Here is a 17,074-nt window from a genome sequence, read left to right on the forward strand (position 1 = left end):
CGGGATAGAAATGACTCTCACCGCTCCGCCCGAGGAGCGCGTCGCCCCGGCATCCGCTCGCACGGACTCGGGGACGAAACGCCCCTGGCGCCACCGCCTCTCGCGGTTCGACCAGAACGCGTCGCCGTATCTCTACGTGTCGCCGTTCTTCCTGCTGTTCGGCCTGATCGGGCTGTTCCCGCTCGTCTACACGGTGTACGTCGCCGTGCACGAGTGGGACCTGCTCAAGGGCGAGGGGCCGTTCGTCGGGTTCGGAAACTTCGCCGAGATCCTCGGCGATCCGATGTTCTGGAACTCGATCGTCAACACGCTGAGCATCTTCCTGCTGTCGGCGATCCCGCAACTGTGCGTGGCTCTCGTCATCGCGTACCTCCTCGATCGCGGTCTGCGCGCGCCGACGTTCTGGCGGATGAGCGTGCTCATCCCGTTCGTCGTCACCCCCGTCGCGGTCGCCATCATCTTCTCCAGCGTGTTCAACGAGGCCGATGGCCTCGCCAACAACCTGCTGAACCTCATCGGGATCGCCGACCAGGAGTGGAAGCACAACACGTTCCTGTCGCACATCGCGATCGCGATCATGGTCAACTTCCGCTGGACCGGGTACAACGCCCTGATCCTGCTCGCCGCGATGCAGGCCGTGCCGCGGGACCTGTACGAGTCCGCCGCCCTGGACGGCGCGGGAGCCGCCCGTCGGTTCTTCTCGATCACGATCCCGACGATCCGGCCGACCCTCATCTTCGTCATCATCACCGCGACGATCGGCGGCCTCCAGATCTTCGCGGAGCCGCGCCTGTTCGACGTCTCCACCGCCGGCGGCATCGGCGGAAGCGACCGGCAGTTCCAGACCACCGTGCTGTTCCTGTGGGAGATGGCGTTCTTCCGCCGCGACCTCGGCGAGGCGTCCGCGATCGCCATCCTGCTGTTCCTGCTGATCGTCGGGATCGGCGTGATCAACTTCCTCATCTCCCGAGGGATCGCCTCGGGCGACGCCCCGAAGCGCAATCGCGCCGCCCGTCGCGCAGCGGCCCAGGCGCCCACGAAGGAGGACGCCCGATGACCGCCACCCAGGCCATGAGCGTTCCCGAGCGCATCCGCCGCCGGCGCGGAACGAGCTCGGGCATCGCAGGCATCGGCAGCCGGCCCGGCTTCCTCACGTACGGCCTCCTCGCCGCCTTCATCATCGGCAGCGTCTACCCGCTGTGGTGGTCGGTCGTGGTCGCCTCGGGAGACAACTCGACCCGCGGCGAGACTCTGCCCCTGATCCCGGGCGGCAACTTCTTCACCAACGCCGCGAAGGTGTTCGACGCCATCCCGTTCTGGCTGGCGCTGGGCAACTCCGTGATCATCTCGACGATCATCACCGTCTCGGTCGTGACGTTCTCGACGCTCGCCGGCTACGCGTTCGCGAAGCTGCGGTTCCGGGGCCGCGACGGGCTGATGGTGTTCGTCATCGCCACCATGGCGATCCCCACGCAGCTCGGCATCATCCCGTTGTTCATGCTCATGCGCGAGCTCGGCTGGACCGGGTCGATCGGCGCCGTCATCGTGCCCACACTCGTCACGGCGTTCGGCGTGTTCTTCATGCGGCAGTATCTCGTCGACGTCATCCCGGACGAACTGATCGAGGCCGCACGCATGGACGGCGCCAACCAGTTCCGCACGTTCCTCACGGTGGGTCTGCCGGCCGCGCGGCCGGCCATGGCGATCCTCGGGCTGTTCACATTCATGACGGCCTGGACCGACTACCTCTGGCCGCTCATCGTGCTCTCGCCCCAGAATCCGACCCTGCAGACGGCGCTGAGCCAGCTGCAGTCCGGGTACTACATCGACTACTCGATCGTGCTCGCCGGCGCGGTGCTCGCGACGCTGCCCCTGCTCATCCTCTTCGTGGTGGCGGGCAAGCAGCTGGTCAGTGGCATCATGGCGGGCGCGGTGAAAGGATGACCGCTATGACGACACGGCCGTTCCCGGACGACTTCCTCTTCGGCGCAGCCACCGCCGCGTACCAGATCGAGGGCGCCGCGTTCGAGGACGGGCGCACCGCGTCGATCTGGGACGCGTTCGCCCGGGTGCCCGGGGCCGTGATCGGCGGAGACGACGGGGACGTGGCGTGCGACCACTACCACCGCTACGCCGAGGACGTCGCGCTCATGAAGCGGATCGGCCTGCAGACGTACCGGTTCTCCACGTCGTGGTCGCGCGTGCGTCCGGACGGCGGCGCGGTCAACCCGAAGGGGGTCGACTTCTACGAGCGCCTGGTGGACGAGCTGCTCGGCGCCGGCATCCTGCCCTGGCTCACGCTCTACCACTGGGACATGCCGCAGGCGCTGCAGGATGCCGGGGGCTGGACGAGCCGCGACACGGTCGAGCGCTTCCTCGAGTACGCGGGCACGATGCATGACGCGCTCGGCGACCGCGTGAAGGTGTGGACGACGTTGAACGAGCCGTGGTGCTCGTCGTTCCTGTCGTACACCGGCGGCGAGCACGCCCCCGGGCACACCAGCATCGCCGAGGGGCTGCTCGCCTCGCATCACCTCCTGCTCGCGCACGGCGCGACGGTGCGCGAACTGCGCGGGCGCGACGCCTCCTTGAACCTCGGGATCACCCTCAACCACACCGTCGCCGACGCGGTGGATCCGGCGGACCCGGCCGACGTCGATGCCGCCCGCCGGGTCGACGGCCAGTTCAACCGGTGGTTCCTCGATCCGATCTACCGCGCGTCGTATCCGGCGGACATCGTCGAGGACATCCGCGCCGTGGATGCCGAGGCGATCGAGCGCTTCGAGGCGGCGATCCTGGACGGCGACCTCGAGACGATCTCGGAGCGCATCGACACGCAGGGCGTGAACTACTACCACGGCGACTACGTGTCCGGAACCGCTCCGGAGGTCCCTCCGGTCTCGGGCGGACCCGCCACGCAGCGCCCGGGGCGCAGCCCCTATCCGTCGGATGCCGGCATCCACTCGGTCGAGCGCGGGCTGCCGCGCACGGCGCAGAACTGGGAGGTGCAGCCGGAGGGGCTGACCCGGCTGCTGCAGCGCGTGTGGACGGAGTACGCCGAGCCCGCCGGCGTCGTGCTGTACATGACCGAGAACGGTGCCGCCTACGACGACGTCGCCGTCATCGAGAGCGGCGAGACGCGCGTCCACGATGCCGAGCGCACCGAGTTCCTGCGCCTGCACCTGGGCGCGGTGCTGGATGCCGCGGACGCCGGCGTCGACGTGCGCGGCTACTTCTACTGGTCGCTGTTCGACAACTACGAGTGGGCGTGGGGCTACGACAAGCGGTTCGGCATCGTCCGCGTCGACTACGACACGCAGGAGCGGAGCCTGAAGGACTCGGGGCGGGAGTACGCCCGCATCATCGCCGCACGATCGCTCTGAGCCGCCCGGAGGTTCGTGCGCTCCGCGACGGCGTCGACCGGTGAGAATAGGGCGATGGGAATGAGCGGGCGATGACGGCGTCACGGGCGACGATCGAAGAGGTGGCGGCGGCGGCCGGGGTGTCGCGCTCGACGGTGTCCCGGGTCGTGAACGGCTCGACGGCGGTGAGCCCCGAGGCGCTCGAGGCCGTCCGGCGCGCCATCGACGAGCTGAACTACGTGCCCAATCGTGCGGCCAGGTCGCTGGCCTCGCGGCAGACGCACGCCATCGCGCTCATCGTGCCCGAGGACACCACCCGCTTCTTCGGAGACCCGTTCTTCGCCGCGATCGTGGCGGGCATCACGGGAGCCCTCGGGGGATCCGACTACCTGCTCAACCTCCTCATCGCGAGCGACGACCCGGGCGACAAGATGACCAGCTTCGTGCGCAACGGAGGCGTGGACGGGGCGCTGATCGTGTCGCACCACACCAGTGACGCGTACGTCGATCGCATCGCCGACGCCGTTCCCGTCGTGTTCGGCGGCCGTCCGATCCATCGTCGCGATTCCGATTACGTCGTCGACGTCGACAACGTGGCCAGCGCTCGGCTCGCGACGCAGCACCTCATCGACATCGGGCGCAGCCGGATCGCGACGATCACGGGCCCGCTGACCATGCTCGCCGCGGGGGACCGCGTGCAGGGCTACCGCGATGCGCTGGCGGATGCCGGCCTCGCGCCGTTCGCCGAGGAGGAGGGCGACTACAGCGAATCGAGCGGGGCTGAGGCCGCGCGGCGCATCCTCGCGGCGGGGACGCCCGATGCGCTCTTCGCGGCGAGCGACCTCATGGCCCGGGGAGCGATGGCCGCGCTGCGCCGCGCGGGACTGCGGGTGCCGGATGACGTCGCCGTGGTCGGGTTCGACGACTCCTCGGTGGCGCTGACGACGGATCCGCCGCTGACGACGATCCGTCAGCCGATGTACAAGCAGGGGGAGTCGATGGCCGCGGTGCTGCTGGCGCGTCTCTCCGGCGGCACGCCGGAGCGGACGACGATGCTCCCCACCGAGCTTGTGGTGCGCGGCTCGGCCTAGAGCGATGGCACGGGCGCAACGGCGACGATAGCCGAACGGATGATGTGGGCGGCGTGCGCCTGTCCTTAGGCTGAGGCGCATGAGTTCTCCGGAGCAGGGTGTGCGCGGCATCCTGGCGCCCGTGCGCTTCGGGCGCGCGCTGCAGGTCGTGCTGCTCGGGATGATCGTGGTGTGCGCGGTGCGTTACGCCCTGCGCCATGAGGATGCCGTGGCGATGCCGTACATCCTCGCCGGTGCGGCGCTGCTCGCGGCCGTCGCCCTTCTGCGCCCGGTCGTGCCGCGGAAGGGAGCCTGGCCGGCGGTCTGGACGCTGGTGGTCGCGGCCCTGTGGATCCTGCTCACGCTCACGGCGCCGTCGTTCGCGTGGTGCGCGGTCCCGCTCGCCTTCGCCGTGCTGCAGATCCTGCCGTTCTGGCCGGCCGCCGGCGTCGTGGCCGCGATGACGGCCGTGGTGGTCGCCGCGGAGCTGAGGATCGCCGAGGAGGCGGATCCGACGCTGATCGCGGGCCCGCTCGGCATCGCCTTCGCGACGGTCGTCGCGTACCGCGCGCTGGATCGCGAGGCGCGGGCGCGCGAGCAGCTGGTGGACGAGCTCACCACGACGCAGTCCGAGCTCGCCGCCGCCGAGAACCGCGCCGGAGCGCTCGCCGAACGTGCGCGTCTGTCGCGCGAGATCCACGACTCCGTGGGCCAGAACCTGTCCAGCATCCATCTGCTCCTGCAGGCGGCCGAGCAGCAGTGGGACCGTCGGCCGGACGCGGCGCGCGCGCAGGTCCGCACGGCGGCCGACACGGCCCGCGCGGGACTCGACGAGGTCCGCCGCGTCGTGCGTGATCTGGCTCCGTCCGAGCTCGACGGCGTCGCCGGCTCCCTGCCGGCGGCGATCGAGCGGCTCGTGACCGAGGCGGTCGGCGTCGACGCCTCGTTCCGGAGTCACGGTGCGCTCGGCGACGTGCCGCTGCCGGTTGCCGCCGCCGTGATCCGCACCGTCCGTGGTGCGCTCGCCAATGTCGCCGAGCATGCGCAGGCCTCGCGGACGGTGGTGAGCCTCACCGCCCAGCCCGACGAGCTGCGCCTCGACATCCGTGACGACGGCATCGGCTTCGATGCGCGGCCGGCCGCTCGGAGGGAGCGGGTCCGGCAGCGCCGATCCGCCGGTCGCGGAAGGGGCCTCGCGGGCATCGAGGAGCGGATCGCCGCCGTGGGCGGAAGCCTCGAGATCGAATCGGCTCCGGGGGAGGGGACGACCGTGTCGGCGGTGTTCCCCGCGTCCGCGCTGTCCGCCGGTTCGGACTCATCCGTGTTCGGCGAGTCCGCGGCGACGGTTGCCGCGGAGAAGGAGACACCATGACGCTGCGCCTGGTGCTGGTCGACGATCATCCGGTCGTGCGTGCGGGCCTGCGCGCGCTCCTCGAGTCCAGCGAGGACTTCGACGTGGTCGGCGAGGCGGGGGACGCGGCCTCGGCCGTCGAGCGGGTCGCCGCGGAGCGCCCGGACGTCGTTCTCATGGACCTCAGTCTCGGCGACGGCGTGGGAGGCATCGAGGCGACGCGGCGACTCTCCGCGGGAGAGCATGCCCCCGCGGTCCTCGTGCTGACGACCTACGACACCGAGTCCGACATCCTGCGGGCTCTGGATGCCGGGGCGCGCGGCTACCTGCTCAAGGACGCGCCCCCTGCCGAGCTTTTCGCCGGCATCCGGGCCGTCGCGAAGGGCGAGCCCGCGCTCGCTCCCTCCGTCGCGGCGACGCTCATGCGTCGTGCGGCGTCGCCTGAGCCGCGCATGACCGAGCGCGAGGTCGAGGTGCTCGAGCTGCTCGCAGACGGGCAGGGCAACCGAGAGATGGCGAAGGCGCTGTTCGTGTCCGAGGCGACCGTGAAGTCGCATCTGTCGCACATTTACACCAAGCTCGGCGTCGACACGCGGGCGGGCGCTGTCGCCGCGGCGATCGAGCAGCGGATCATCCGACGCTGACCCGAGCCCGGCAGACCCGCCCGGTGCACTCGATCTCGGCCCCCCGACCGAGATCGAGCACCCTCCCCATGAGGAGTGGGGGCGGAGATGTGCGGGGCGCGACCCGCGGTGTCCCTCCGGCACGAGCGGCGGGAGCGCCTCGCGAGCTCCCCGACGAGCTCCATCTCCGTGTTGAATGACTGAATGCTCATTCAGTCAGTACCATAGCGGGTGGCCGCAGGTTTCAGGAAATGCGTCGGGAGGATGCCGCATGGCGCGCTCCGAGGAGCAGAACCGCCGTGCGCGCGAGCGCGCTCGCGAGAGCATCCTGACGGCCGCGATCGAGGTCTTCGCCGAACGCGGAGTCCACGGTGCGACGATCGCCGAGATCACCGGGCGAGCGGGCGTCGCCCAGGGGCTGGTCAACTATCACTTCGGCGGCAAGGACCAGCTGGTCGGCGAAGTGGTCGATCGCTGGTTCCGTCTGCTGATCGGCTTCCCGATGGGCGAAGGCAGTGCGGACGATCGTCTGCGCGCCATCATCGAGGGCGCACTCGCCGCAGCATCCGCCCACCGCCTGCTGCACCGCGCGGTCATGACGATGCAGCAGGATCCGGCGCAGCTGCGGTTCTTCGCCGAGGCGGCCGCGCGCAATGCGGACGGCGCGGCCGGGGCCGAACAGGCGGTCCGCGCGATCTTCGCGGAGCGCGGTGCGGCCGACCCCGCGCTCGAAGAGGTCATGCTGCGCACCCTGCTCGAGGGCGTCGCCCTGAAGTACTCGGCGTTCGGTGAGTTCTTCCCGCTCGATGCCGCGCGAGGCTGGGTGCTCAAGAGATACGGGCTGGAGGCGTGATGGCGATCATCGATCTGAACTCCGATGTCGGTGAGAACGTCCCCGACCGCATCGTCAGCGACGACGCGGGCATGCTCGAGATCGTCACGAGTGCGAACGTGTCGTGCGGTTTCCACGCCGGAAGCCCGGAGGGGATCCGCGAGACGCTCGCCGCCGCCGTGAGCCGCGGCGTGGTGATCGGAGCGCACCCGGGATACCGCGATGAGGAGAACTTCGGGCGCGTGCCGGTCGACCTGGATTCGGCGACGCTGCAGGCGCACGTGGAGTATCAGCTCGGCGCGCTGATCGGACTCGCCTCCGCTGTCGGCGGCCGGGTCTCGTATGTGAAGCCGCACGGCGCGCTGTACAACACGATCGCCCGCGACGACCGGCAGGCGCGAGATGTCGTCGCGGCGATCCGCGCCGTCGATCCCCGACTGGTGCTGCTGGGTCTCGCCGGCGGGGTCGTGCTCGACGTCGCCGAACGGGCCGGGCTGACCGTCGCCACCGAGGCCTTCGCCGACCGCGCGTACCTTCCGGACGGCCGGCTGGTCCCTCGCAGCCAGGAGGGCGCCGTGCTGCACGACCCGTCAGCCGTCGCCGAGCGCATGACGCGCCTGGCCGCCGACGGGCTGATCCGTGCGGTCGACGGCACGGACGTCGCCGTCTCCGCCCAGTCGATCTGCGTGCACGGCGACAGCCCTGGTGCGGTCGCGATGGCCGCCGAGATCCGGAGGCGACTGTCGGAATCCGGCGTGATGATCGCCCCGTTCGTCGAGGCGCGGAGGTGACGGCTGTTCGAGTCGCGGATCCTGCTGCTCCCGGGCGGTCAGAGCAGCAGAGAGCGCGACCTGGACAGGGCCGGTGCTGATGCGTGTGCTCACGGCATCCGATCGCGCGATGCTCATCGAAGCCGCCGATCTCGCCGAGGCGATGCGGGTGAACGTCCGACTGGGCGACATTCCGGGCATCGTCGAGCGTGTCCCCGGCGCGCGTACCGTGCTCGTGCGCTTCGATCCGCTGCGCACGTCCGCGGATGCGATCGCCGCCGCCGTGGCATCCGGAACGGCGGATGCCGAGCCGCCGTCGCCGACGAGAGAAGTCGTCCTGCCCGTGCGCTACGACGGCGAGGACCTCGAGGAGACCGCGCGGATGCTTTCGGTGTCACCGGAAGAGCTCGTGCGCCGGCATCTCGCAGCCGAGTGGACGGTCGCGTTCTCGGGCTTCGCGCCCGGGTTCGGGTACGCGGTCAGCGGTGATCCGCTCTTCGACGTTCCTCGTCGTTCCACGCCGCGCACGCGCGTGCCCGCCGGGTCGGTCGGGCTCGCCGGCGTGTTCAGCGGTGTGTATCCGCGGGAGTCCCCGGGCGGCTGGCAGCTGATCGGCCGCACGGACACCGTGATGTGGGACATCGACCGCGATCCGCCGGCGCTGCTGTCACCGGGCACCGGGGTGCGGTTCGAGCGGGCGGACCGGGAGGTCGTCCGATCCGGGGGCGGCGTGCGCACGCCGAGACGGGCCGAGGCCGATGATCCCCGGCCCCGCACGCCCTGCGTCGAGGTCGTGCGTCCGGCGCTCCAGCTGCTCGTTCAGGACGCCGGACGGACCGGCTTCGCGGCGCTCGGCGTGTCCTCGTCCGGCGCAGCGGACCGGCGCGCGCTGCATGACGCGAACCGCGCGGTCGGAAACGCGCCGACCGCCGCGGTTCTGGAGTGCGTCGGATCGGCGGTGCTGCGCCTGCACGGTTCCGGCGTCGCCGTCATCACCGGAGCCGAGGGTGAACTCGAACTCGTGACGGCCGACGGCGGGGCGCGGCCGATCGCGCACGGCGTCCCATTCGCCACGTCCGAAGGCGACGAGCTGCATCTCGGGCATCCGGAACGCGGCATCCGGTACGTCATCGGGGTGCGGGGCGGGGTGGCCGCGGCATCCGTTCTGGGCAGTCGGGCCACGGACACACTGGCCGGGCTGGGGCCGGCGCCGCTGGTCGCCGGCGACGTCGTCGGGGTCGGCCGGGACGTCGCCGGGTCTGTGGAGGAGGGCGTCTCGCCGCGCGCGCTGCCGGCGACAGGCGAGGTCGTCGAGCTCCCGATCACCCTCGGACCGCGCGACGACTGGTTCACGCCGGCGGCGCTCGACGCGCTCGTGAGCCAGGACTGGCTGGTGACGCCGCGATCGGACCGGGTCGGCGTCCGGCTGCAGGGGGATCGGCCGCTGGAGCGCGCGATCACCGGCGAGCTGCCCAGCGAAGGCGCCGTGGCGGGCGCTCTCCAGGTGCCGCCGGATGGGCAGCCGGTGCTGTTCGGGCCCGATCATCCGGTCACGGGCGGGTATCCGATCATCGCCGCGCTCACGGATGCCGCGCTGGACACGTCTGGTCAGCTGCCGCCTGGTGCCCGCATCCGGTTCCGCGCGGTCTGATCGCGTCCCGTGCCGGCCTGGCGGCGCATCCGTCCCGGAGACCCGGAAGGCATCGTCCGCTCGGGCGGTCGCCGGATGCCGTGGCCGGCGCCTACTCCGGGTCGCCGCCGAGCGGGCCCACGGCCGGGATGGGTCCGCCGTCGTCGGCGCCCGTCTTCCGCCAGCGGGCGATCGCGTTGCCGAGGTGGTAGATGAGCAGCGCGGCGACCGTGCCCAGCACGATCGCGCCGAGCTGGAAGTTGCCCCAGCCCATCGCGAAGCCGGCGATGGCGATCACGAACGACACCGCCACCGTGTACTGGTTCACCGGTCGGGAGAAGTCCACCCGGTTGTCCACCCAGATCTTGATGCCGATGACGCCGATGAGGCCGTACAGCGCGGTGGTCACCCCACCGAGCACGCCCTGCGGGATCGTGTTGAACACGAAGCCGATCTTGGGGGAGAACGCCAGCAGGATCGCGACGATGCCGGCCACCCAGTAGGCGGCGGTCGAGTACACGCGCGTGGCCGCCATGACGCCGATGTTCTCGCCGTACGTGGTGGTGCCCGATCCGCCGAAGCCGCCGGCGATCGTCGTGGCGAGGCCGTCTGCGACCAGCGCCCGGCCGGTGTGGCGGTTGATCGACGGGTCCTCGGTCATGGTCGCGACGCCCCGGACATGACCGACGTTCTCGGCGATCAGCACGAGGACGACGGGCAGGAACATGGGCACCAGCGCCCACGCCGCCGGATCCGTGATGGCGGCGAGGTGGAAGTCCGGCAGGCCGATCCAGGCGACGTCCTCGATGCCCTCGAACTTCAGCTGCCCCGTGGCCGCGGCGACGATGTACCCGACGATGACGCCGAGGAAGATCGAGATGCGGCCGAGGAACCCGCGGAACAGGACGCTGAACAGCACGACCGCGACCAGCGTCACGGTGGCCAGCTCCGGCTGCGCCTGGAAGTTGTTCCATGCTGCGGGGGCCAGGTTGAAGCCGATCAGCGCCACGATGGATCCCGCCACCACGGGTGGCATGAGCTTGTCGATCCAGCCGGTTCCGACCGCCTGGACCAGGAATCCGATCGCGGCGAGAAGGATGCCCGCTGCGGCCACGCCCACCAGCGCCTGGGTGATCTGCTCCGGCGTCTCGAGCGCCTGTCCGGCGTTCAGCGCCGTGATCGGGGCGATGAACGCGAACGAGGAGCCGAGGTAGCTGGGAAGGCGGTTGCGGGTCAGCAGAAGGAAGAGCAGCGTGCCGACGCCCGAGAACAGCAGGGTCGTGGTGACCGGGAAGCCGGTGAGGATCGGCACCAGGAACGTCGCGCCGAACATGGCGACGACGTGCTGGGCGCCGATCGCGATGGTCGCGGGCCAGCTCAGCCGTTCTTCGGGCTTGACGACCTGACCGGGTTCGACGGTGCGGCCGTCGCCGTGGATCTTCCACACGGGCATGGGGGCTCCTCAGGGCTCGGGAATGTCGAGGGATGCTGGGGCAACATTACCGATTCCTGGGCGTTCGCTGAGCGCCCAGGCCCTCAGGTGGTCAGGCGGTCAGGCGGTCGATGAGTTCGCGGTAGCGATCGGCCGTGCGCTGAACGATCTCCTCGGGCAGTGCCGGGGGCTCCCCCTGCCTGTCCCAGTTCGATGCCAGCCAGTCGCGGACGATCTGCTTGTCGAAGCTGGCCATCCGCTCGGCCGGGGTCGTGCCGTTCTCCCAGGCCTCGGCGTCCCAGTAGCGGGAGGAGTCGCTCGTGAGGACCTCGTCGGCGAGACGCAGCGTGCCGTCGGCATCCGTGCCGAACTCGAACTTCGTGTCCGCGAGGATCAGGCCCTTGGCCTCGGCGATCGCGGCGGCTCGGGTGTACAGGCTCAGCGACGTGTCGCGCAGCTGCACCGCCCGCTCCTCGCCGACGAGCTCGATCACGCGGTCGAACGTGATGTTCTCGTCGTGCTCGCCCAGGGGAGCCTTGTACGCCGGGGTGAACAGCGGCTCGGGAAGGCGGTCGCCGTTCTCGAGTCCGGCGGGCAGGGGGATGCCGCAGATCGTGCCGCTCTGCTGGTACTCGAGCCACCCGGAGCCGGTGATGTACCCGCGCACGACGCCTTCGATCGGAAGCATCTCGAGCGACTGGGCGAGCATGGCACGGTCGGCGACGACGGCGGGGATCTCGCCGTCGGCGATGTGGTTCGGAACATCGTCGAGCTGCTCGAACCACCAGCGGCTGAGGCGGGTGAGCAGGGCGCCCTTCTGCGGGATGCCGGGGGAGAGCACGAAGTCGAACGCGCTCACGCGATCGCTGGCGACGACGAGGATGCGCGGGTCCGCGGCATCCTCCGACGCGTACAGGTCGCGGACCTTGCCCGAGTAGATGTGCCGCCAGCCGGGGATCTTGATCGCTTCGCTCACCCGCCCATCTTCGCAGACGATGCGGAGGCGACCGCCGCGCTGGGGTATAGTCCATGTGGACTATTTGAAGTGGAGCATCCATGGCAGAGCCGGTGACGAAGATCACGCCGATGGGCGTGATGATCCTCGCGCTGCTCAGCGAGGACGACATGCACCCGTACGAGATGGTGCGGCTGCTCCGGCAGCGCCGTGACGACCGGCTGCTGAAGATCACGAACGGCACGCTCTACCATTCGGTGGCGCGATTGCTGGAGCAGGACCTCATCGCCGAGGTCGGCGTGGATCGCGAGGGCAATCGCCCCGAGCGCACCACCTACACGCTCACGCCCCGGGGCGGCGAGGTCGTGCGCGACTGGGTGCGGCGCGAGCTTTCGAGCGCCGAGCTCTCGACCACGTTCCGCGTCGCGCTCGCCGAGGCCCACAACCTCGATCGTCAGGAGGTCGTCGACCTGCTGCGCATCCGTCAGGTCGCGCTCGAAGAGGAGCACGCCCTGCACGCGTACGGGATCGACGACGCGCGCGCGAGAGGCGTTCCCCTGCAGTTCCTCCTCGAGATCGAGCGGCAGCAAGTGCTGCTGCACGCCGAGCTCGAGTGGATGCGCTCCCTGATCGACCGGCTCGAGGCCGACGAGATTCCCTGGGGTCCCGCCGGATTCGAGGACTCGGACCGCTACCGCGCTCAGCGAAAGGCCGCACGACGATGACAGACACTCCCGCTTCCGGGCCCTCGACCGGGACCTACGCCACCGGGCACCGCCCCCGCAGTCCGTGGCCCGCCCTCTGGGCGATGGTCATCGGATTCTTCATGATCCTCGTCGACACGACGATCGTCGGGGTGGCCAACCCCGCGATCAAGGAGGCGCTGGATCCGACGTCGAACAACCTCGACCGGGTCGTCTGGGTCACGAGCGCCTATCTGCTGGCGTACGCGGTGCCGCTGCTGGTCACGGGTCGGCTCGGCGACCGCTTCGGGCCGAGGAACATCTACCTCATCGGGCTCGCCGTGTTCACGCTCGCGTCGCTGTGGTGCGGGCTGTCGACCACGCTCGACGGTCTGATCTGGGCGCGCGCGGTGCAGGGACTCGGGGCGGCGCTGCTGACGCCGCAGACCATGGCGGTGATCACCCGGACCTTCCCGCCCGAGCGCCGCGGTGCGGCGATGGGACTGTGGGGTGCGGCCTCCGGCGTCGCCATGCTCGTCGGGCCGCTGGCCGGAGGGTTCCTCGTGGACGGTCTCGGCTGGGAATGGATCTTCTTCATCAACCTGCCGGTCGGCGTCGTCGGGTTCATCCTCGCTTGGATCCTCGTGCCGAAGCTGCAGACGCATCAGCACCGCTTCGACGTCCCCGGCGTATTCCTCAGTGCGATCGCGCTGTTCCTCATCGTCTTCGGGCTGCAGGAGGCCGAGGCGTACGACTGGGGCACGATCTGGGGGCCGATCTCCGTGCCGAGCCTGATCATCACCGGTGTCGTGGTGCTGGTGCTCTTCCTCTGGTACCAGTCGCGCACGAAGAACGAGCCGCTCGTGCCGCTGGAGCTGTTCCGCAACCGCAACTTCGCCTGGTCGAACGTCGCGATCGCCGTCGTCGGCTTCACCGTGACGGCACAGGGGCTTCCACTGATGTTCTTCCTGCAGCTCGCCCGCGGCCTGACTCCGACCGAATCCGCTCTGCTGCTGATCCCGATGGCGCTCGCGGCCGGCATCGTCTCTCCGTTCGCGGGCCGGCTGCTGGATCGGATCGACCCGCGCCTCATGCTCGTGCCCGGCCTGCTGCTGGTGTCGATCTCGCTGTTCCTGTTCGCCTTCATGATGAACACCGACATCCCGATCGGCTGGTTGCTGATCCCCTCCGCCATCCTCGGTTTCGGCAACGCGGGAATGTGGGGTCCGCTCGCCACGACGGCGACGCGCGACCTGCCGCCCCGTCAGGCGGGCGCGGGCTCCGGCATCTACAACACGACGCGGACCGTGGGTTCCGTGCTGGGCTCTGCCGCGATCGCCGCCTTCATGCAGAACCGGCTCGAGGCGAATCTCCCCGGTGCGTCCGATGCCACCGGCGGCTTCGGCGAGGGCCCGATGCCGGATGCCGTCGCGGCACCGTTCGCCGACGCGATGGCGCAGACCATGCTGCTGCCGGCGGCGGCCATCCTGCTGGGCGTCGTGGCGGTGCTGTTCCTGCGGCGCCGGCGCACCTGAGGCATCCCGCTCCCGCTCCTCCCGGCCCGCCCCTTCCGGGCCCTCCCACCGGGTTCTGCCACACCTTTGCGCAAATGCGCCAGGAACTTCCTGTCGCGGATGCCGAGAGGTGTGGCAGAACCCGGGGGAATCGGTTTGCTCCCGCGTGCCGCGTCTGGTGTGCTGGGGCGATGACGATCGAGCTCGCCCGTCCCACCACCGACCTCTTCGAGAGCTGGGCGGCGGCGGTCGCCGAGTTCGACGGCGCGCACATCGACGGCGGCGGCTACGAGAAGGGCCTCGTGCCCGACCGGGCCGCGTGCGAGGCGTTCGTCGAGAAGGCGCGGCTCTACGCCGACCCCGCGGCCGAGCTCCCCGACGGACACGTGCCCTGCGACTTCTTCTGGATCGTCGAGGCCGATCAGGTCGTCGGATTCATCGCGTTCCGCCGTGAGCTCAACGACTGGCTCCGCCGGGTCGGCGGGCACATCGGCTACTCGGTGATCCCGTCGCGCCGTCGTGAGGGGATCGTCAAGGCCGCTCTGCGGCAGGTGCTCGCCATCGCGCGGGCCGACGGATACGAGCGGGTCATGCTGACGTGCGACGACGACAATCCCGGGTCGTACCGCACGATCGAGGGCGCCGGCGGTGAGCTGGAGGACATCATCGACGCGTCGGATGCCGGTCACCCGCGGCTGCGCCGCTACTGGATCGAGCTCTGACGCGTCCCGCGACACTTGTCCGCGAATGCGCCAGGAAGTTTCTGTCGCAGAAGTCGAGAAGTGTCGCAGAATCCGCCCGCGGCGGGCGGGCTACTCGGCGACGCGGGAGGCGATGTCGGTGCGGAAGTGAGCGCCCTCGAGCGTGATCCGCCCGATCGCGTCGTACGCCTTCGCGCGCGCGGTGGCGAAATCGGATGCCGTCGCCACGACGTTCAGCACACGACCGCCCGTGGCCAGCAGATCTCCGCCGGGAGCGTCGGGCCCCGCCGTCGCCGCGTGCACGATCCGCACGCCTTCCACCGCGGCGGCCTCGGCAAGCCCCTCGATCGGGCGGCCGGTCTGCGGCGCCTCGGGGTAGCCCTCGCTCGCGAGCACGACCGTGATCGCGACGTCGTCGCTGAACTCGGGCTGCGGCTGGTCCTCGAGGGTCCCGGATGCCGCGGCGAAAAGCAGCTCGGACAGCGGCGTGCGAAGGCGCGGGAGCACGACCTGCGTCTCCGGATCCCCGAAGCGGGCGTTGAACTCGATCACGCGCACACCGGACTCGGTGAGGATGAGCCCCGCGTACAGCAGGCCGATGAACGGCGTGCCCTCGGCATCCAGGCGGCGGATGACCGGAAGGGCGACCTGCTCGGTGACGAGTGCGACGAACTCCTCCTCGCTGCCGAACTGCTCGGCGAGCCAGGGCAGGGGAGTGTAGGCGCCCATGCCGCCCGTGTTCGGGCCCTCGTCGCCGTCGAACGCGCGCTTGAAGTCCTGCGCCGGGCTCAGCGCGCGGACGGTGTCCCCGTCGCTGAGGAAGAAAAGGGAGACCTCCTGTCCGGAGAGGAACTCCTCGACGAGCACGGGGCCCTCGGGAAGATAGTGCGCAGCGTGCGCCAGAGCCTCGGCGCGGTCGCTGGTCACGATGACGCCCTTGCCCGCGGCGAGGCCGTCGGCCTTGACGACGTGCGGGGCGCCGAACGCGTCGAACGCCTCCTCGACCTCCGCCGATGTGGCCGCGCGCACGGCGCGTCCGGTCGGGACGCCTGCGGCATCCATGATCCGCTTGGCGAACGCCTTGGACCCCTCCAGCTGCGCCGCGGCCTTCCCGGGGCCGAACACGGGGATGCCGCGTTCGCGCAGGACATCCGCGACCCCCGCCACGAGCGGAGCCTCGGGGCCGACGACGACGAGGTCGATGGCCTTCTCGTTGGCGAAGGAGGTGACGGCGGCGCCGTCGAGCGGGTCCACTGCGACCAGCTCCGCATCCTGCGCGATGCCGGCGTTGCCGGGCGCGGCGAAGATCTCATGCTCCGCGTCCTCCGCGCGCAGGGCGAGGATGATCGCGTGCTCACGGGCACCGGAACCGAGGACGAGGATCTTCACCCCTCCAGACTACCGAGGCTGAGCCAGCGGGTTTCGGTCGGAGACGGTGGGCTCCCCGCGTCAGACCTCGACCGGGCGCTCGACCGTCCGGTCCCAGGGCACGTTCCATCCGCAGGCCTCGAACAACCCGTCCAGGACCATCGCGGTGAACCCCCACACGATCGTCCCGTCGATGTCGAACGCCGGTCCGCTGAAGCGCATCCCGCGTCGTTCGATCACGGAGGTGAAGCGCGTCGCCGGATCCAGCAGCTGCGCCACCGGCACGCGGAACACCTCGACGGTCTCGGCGTGATCGACCGCGGCCACGCGCGAGGGCCGTCGCCACCAGCCCAGCACCGGCGTGACGCGGTGATTGCTCGCGGCGAGCGGGATCTCGGGCAGCGTCGCGAGCACCTCGACGCCGGCGGGGTCGAGACCGGTCTCCTCCTCCGCCTCCCGGAGCGCGGTGGCCGCGGCATCCGCATCGCCCTGCTCCCGGCCGCCGCCGGGGAAGGACACCTGACCCGGATGCGACGACAGCGTGGGAGCCCGTCGCTGCAGCAGCACGTCGAGATCGCGCGCGACGGCCGCGTCGGGCGTCGGCGCCGGGATGCCGTCGAGCACGCCGAACAGGATCAGCACCGCCGCCTCGCGCGCGGCATCCGGATCCGCCAGCTGCGGGAACGGGCCGCCCCAGCCATGTGCGGCGGTGGCGCGCAGCAGCTCGGAGCGTGCGCCCTCCGGATGCTGCGGATCGGTCATTCCTCGAGCCTATGACGTGGC

General features: G+C 70.6%; 16 protein-coding genes. 12 read left to right on the top strand and 4 right to left on the bottom strand.

The genetic code is table 11. From position 1 onward, the window contains the following. Positions 1 to 10 precede the first annotated feature (10 nt). From KYX17_RS20405 to KYX17_RS20445, 9 genes are all read left to right on the top strand, one after another. On the top strand, positions 11 to 1,057 hold the full coding sequence (locus tag KYX17_RS20405) for a carbohydrate ABC transporter permease (RefSeq protein ID WP_243229029.1): 1,047 nt from the start codon (positions 11 to 13) through the stop codon (positions 1,055 to 1,057). Beyond that, entirely contained in the window at positions 1,054 to 1,944 is an 891-nt protein-coding gene (locus tag KYX17_RS20410; protein WP_243229031.1) for a carbohydrate ABC transporter permease, read from the top strand. Before KYX17_RS20405 ends, KYX17_RS20410 begins: the two co-directional genes overlap by 4 nt. After that, entirely contained in the window at positions 1,941 to 3,383 is a 1,443-nt protein-coding gene (locus KYX17_RS20415) for a glycoside hydrolase family 1 protein (protein WP_374208974.1), read from the top strand. The genes KYX17_RS20410 and KYX17_RS20415 overlap by 4 nt, the downstream gene beginning before the upstream one ends. A 71-nt stretch (positions 3,384 to 3,454) precedes the next feature. Beyond that, positions 3,455 to 4,453 carry a LacI family DNA-binding transcriptional regulator gene (locus KYX17_RS20420; protein ID WP_243229034.1) on the top strand — a complete coding sequence of 333 codons (999 nt, stop codon included), beginning with the start codon at positions 3,455 to 3,457 and terminating at the stop codon, positions 4,451 to 4,453. A 79-nt stretch (positions 4,454 to 4,532) separates the two neighbouring features. Next, entirely contained in the window at positions 4,533 to 5,804 is a 1,272-nt protein-coding gene (locus KYX17_RS20425) for a sensor histidine kinase (protein ID WP_243229036.1), read from the top strand. Then, positions 5,801 to 6,427, top strand: coding sequence for a response regulator transcription factor (locus tag KYX17_RS20430; RefSeq protein WP_243229037.1), 627 nt, complete (start codon positions 5,801 to 5,803; stop codon positions 6,425 to 6,427). The genes KYX17_RS20425 and KYX17_RS20430 overlap by 4 nt, the downstream gene beginning before the upstream one ends. 250 nt (positions 6,428 to 6,677) lie before the next feature. Beyond that, complete coding sequence (locus KYX17_RS20435) at positions 6,678 to 7,259, top strand: TetR/AcrR family transcriptional regulator (RefSeq protein ID WP_243229039.1); 582 nt, start codon at positions 6,678 to 6,680, stop codon at positions 7,257 to 7,259. Then, positions 7,259 to 8,029, top strand: coding sequence for a LamB/YcsF family protein (locus KYX17_RS20440; protein ID WP_243229040.1), 771 nt, complete (start codon positions 7,259 to 7,261; stop codon positions 8,027 to 8,029). The genes KYX17_RS20435 and KYX17_RS20440 overlap by 1 nt, the downstream gene beginning before the upstream one ends. A 79-nt stretch (positions 8,030 to 8,108) precedes the next feature. Then, on the top strand, positions 8,109 to 9,659 hold the full coding sequence (locus KYX17_RS20445; protein WP_283818203.1) for an urea amidolyase family protein: 1,551 nt from the start codon (positions 8,109 to 8,111) through the stop codon (positions 9,657 to 9,659). Positions 9,660 to 9,750: 91 nt separating this feature from the next. On the opposite strand, the gene KYX17_RS20450 is transcribed toward KYX17_RS20445, so the two are convergent. Further along, on the bottom strand, positions 9,751 to 11,091 hold the full coding sequence (locus KYX17_RS20450) for a uracil-xanthine permease family protein (RefSeq protein WP_243229043.1): 1,341 nt from the start codon (positions 11,089 to 11,091) through the stop codon (positions 9,751 to 9,753). Positions 11,092 to 11,182: 91 nt separating this feature from the next. Continuing rightward, positions 11,183 to 12,046: a phosphoribosylaminoimidazolesuccinocarboxamide synthase gene (locus KYX17_RS20455; protein ID WP_243229044.1), complete on the bottom strand. Its 864-nt coding sequence runs from the start codon at positions 12,044 to 12,046 to the stop codon at positions 11,183 to 11,185. 80 nt (positions 12,047 to 12,126) lie between these two features. Here KYX17_RS20455 and KYX17_RS20460 point away from each other — a divergent pair, with 80 nt between their 5' ends. From KYX17_RS20460 to KYX17_RS20470, 3 genes are all read left to right on the top strand, one after another. Further along, positions 12,127 to 12,750, top strand: coding sequence for a PadR family transcriptional regulator (locus KYX17_RS20460; protein ID WP_243229045.1), 624 nt, complete (start codon positions 12,127 to 12,129; stop codon positions 12,748 to 12,750). Then, positions 12,747 to 14,243: a DHA2 family efflux MFS transporter permease subunit gene (locus KYX17_RS20465; protein ID WP_243229046.1), complete on the top strand. Its 1,497-nt coding sequence runs from the start codon at positions 12,747 to 12,749 to the stop codon at positions 14,241 to 14,243. Before KYX17_RS20460 ends, KYX17_RS20465 begins: the two co-directional genes overlap by 4 nt. A 170-nt stretch (positions 14,244 to 14,413) precedes the next feature. Continuing rightward, positions 14,414 to 14,944 (top strand): GNAT family N-acetyltransferase, encoded by a 531-nt coding sequence (locus tag KYX17_RS20470; protein WP_243229047.1) that lies wholly within the window; start codon positions 14,414 to 14,416, stop codon positions 14,942 to 14,944. 90 nt (positions 14,945 to 15,034) lie between these two features. On the opposite strand, the gene purD is transcribed toward KYX17_RS20470, so the two are convergent. After that, the gene (purD, locus tag KYX17_RS20475; RefSeq protein ID WP_243229048.1) at positions 15,035 to 16,312 is read right to left on the bottom strand and encodes a phosphoribosylamine--glycine ligase; all 1,278 of its coding nucleotides are present in this window, start codon (positions 16,310 to 16,312) and stop codon (positions 15,035 to 15,037) included. A 60-nt stretch (positions 16,313 to 16,372) separates the two neighbouring features. After that, positions 16,373 to 17,053: a CoA pyrophosphatase gene (locus tag KYX17_RS20480; RefSeq protein ID WP_243229050.1), complete on the bottom strand. Its 681-nt coding sequence runs from the start codon at positions 17,051 to 17,053 to the stop codon at positions 16,373 to 16,375. Positions 17,054 to 17,074 lie beyond the last annotated feature (21 nt).

Source organism: Microbacterium sp. CIAB417, from assembly GCF_022788845.1.

Excerpts from the sequence above, each read along its gene's own strand:
- KYX17_RS20430 (WP_243229037.1), top strand. The coding sequence starts at position 5,801 with ATGACGCTGCGCCTGGTGCTGGTCGACGATCATCCGGTCGTGCGTGCG.
- KYX17_RS20480 (WP_243229050.1), bottom strand. The coding sequence starts at position 17,053 with ATGACCGATCCGCAGCATCCGGAGGGCGCACGCTCCGAGCTGCTGCGC.
- KYX17_RS20460 (WP_243229045.1), top strand. The coding sequence starts at position 12,127 with ATGGCAGAGCCGGTGACGAAGATCACGCCGATGGGCGTGATGATCCTC.
- KYX17_RS20425 (WP_243229036.1), top strand. The coding sequence starts at position 4,533 with ATGAGTTCTCCGGAGCAGGGTGTGCGCGGCATCCTGGCGCCCGTGCGC.
- KYX17_RS20440 (WP_243229040.1), top strand. The coding sequence starts at position 7,259 with ATGGCGATCATCGATCTGAACTCCGATGTCGGTGAGAACGTCCCCGAC.
- KYX17_RS20405 (WP_243229029.1), top strand. The coding sequence starts at position 11 with ATGACTCTCACCGCTCCGCCCGAGGAGCGCGTCGCCCCGGCATCCGCT.
- KYX17_RS20450 (WP_243229043.1), bottom strand. The coding sequence starts at position 11,091 with ATGCCCGTGTGGAAGATCCACGGCGACGGCCGCACCGTCGAACCCGGT.
- KYX17_RS20445 (WP_283818203.1), top strand. The coding sequence starts at position 8,109 with ATGCGTGTGCTCACGGCATCCGATCGCGCGATGCTCATCGAAGCCGCC.
- KYX17_RS20410 (WP_243229031.1), top strand. The coding sequence starts at position 1,054 with ATGACCGCCACCCAGGCCATGAGCGTTCCCGAGCGCATCCGCCGCCGG.
- KYX17_RS20435 (WP_243229039.1), top strand. The coding sequence starts at position 6,678 with ATGGCGCGCTCCGAGGAGCAGAACCGCCGTGCGCGCGAGCGCGCTCGC.
- KYX17_RS20415 (WP_374208974.1), top strand. The coding sequence starts at position 1,941 with ATGACCGCTATGACGACACGGCCGTTCCCGGACGACTTCCTCTTCGGC.
- KYX17_RS20420 (WP_243229034.1), top strand. The coding sequence starts at position 3,455 with ATGACGGCGTCACGGGCGACGATCGAAGAGGTGGCGGCGGCGGCCGGG.
- KYX17_RS20465 (WP_243229046.1), top strand. The coding sequence starts at position 12,747 with ATGACAGACACTCCCGCTTCCGGGCCCTCGACCGGGACCTACGCCACC.
- KYX17_RS20470 (WP_243229047.1), top strand. The coding sequence starts at position 14,414 with ATGACGATCGAGCTCGCCCGTCCCACCACCGACCTCTTCGAGAGCTGG.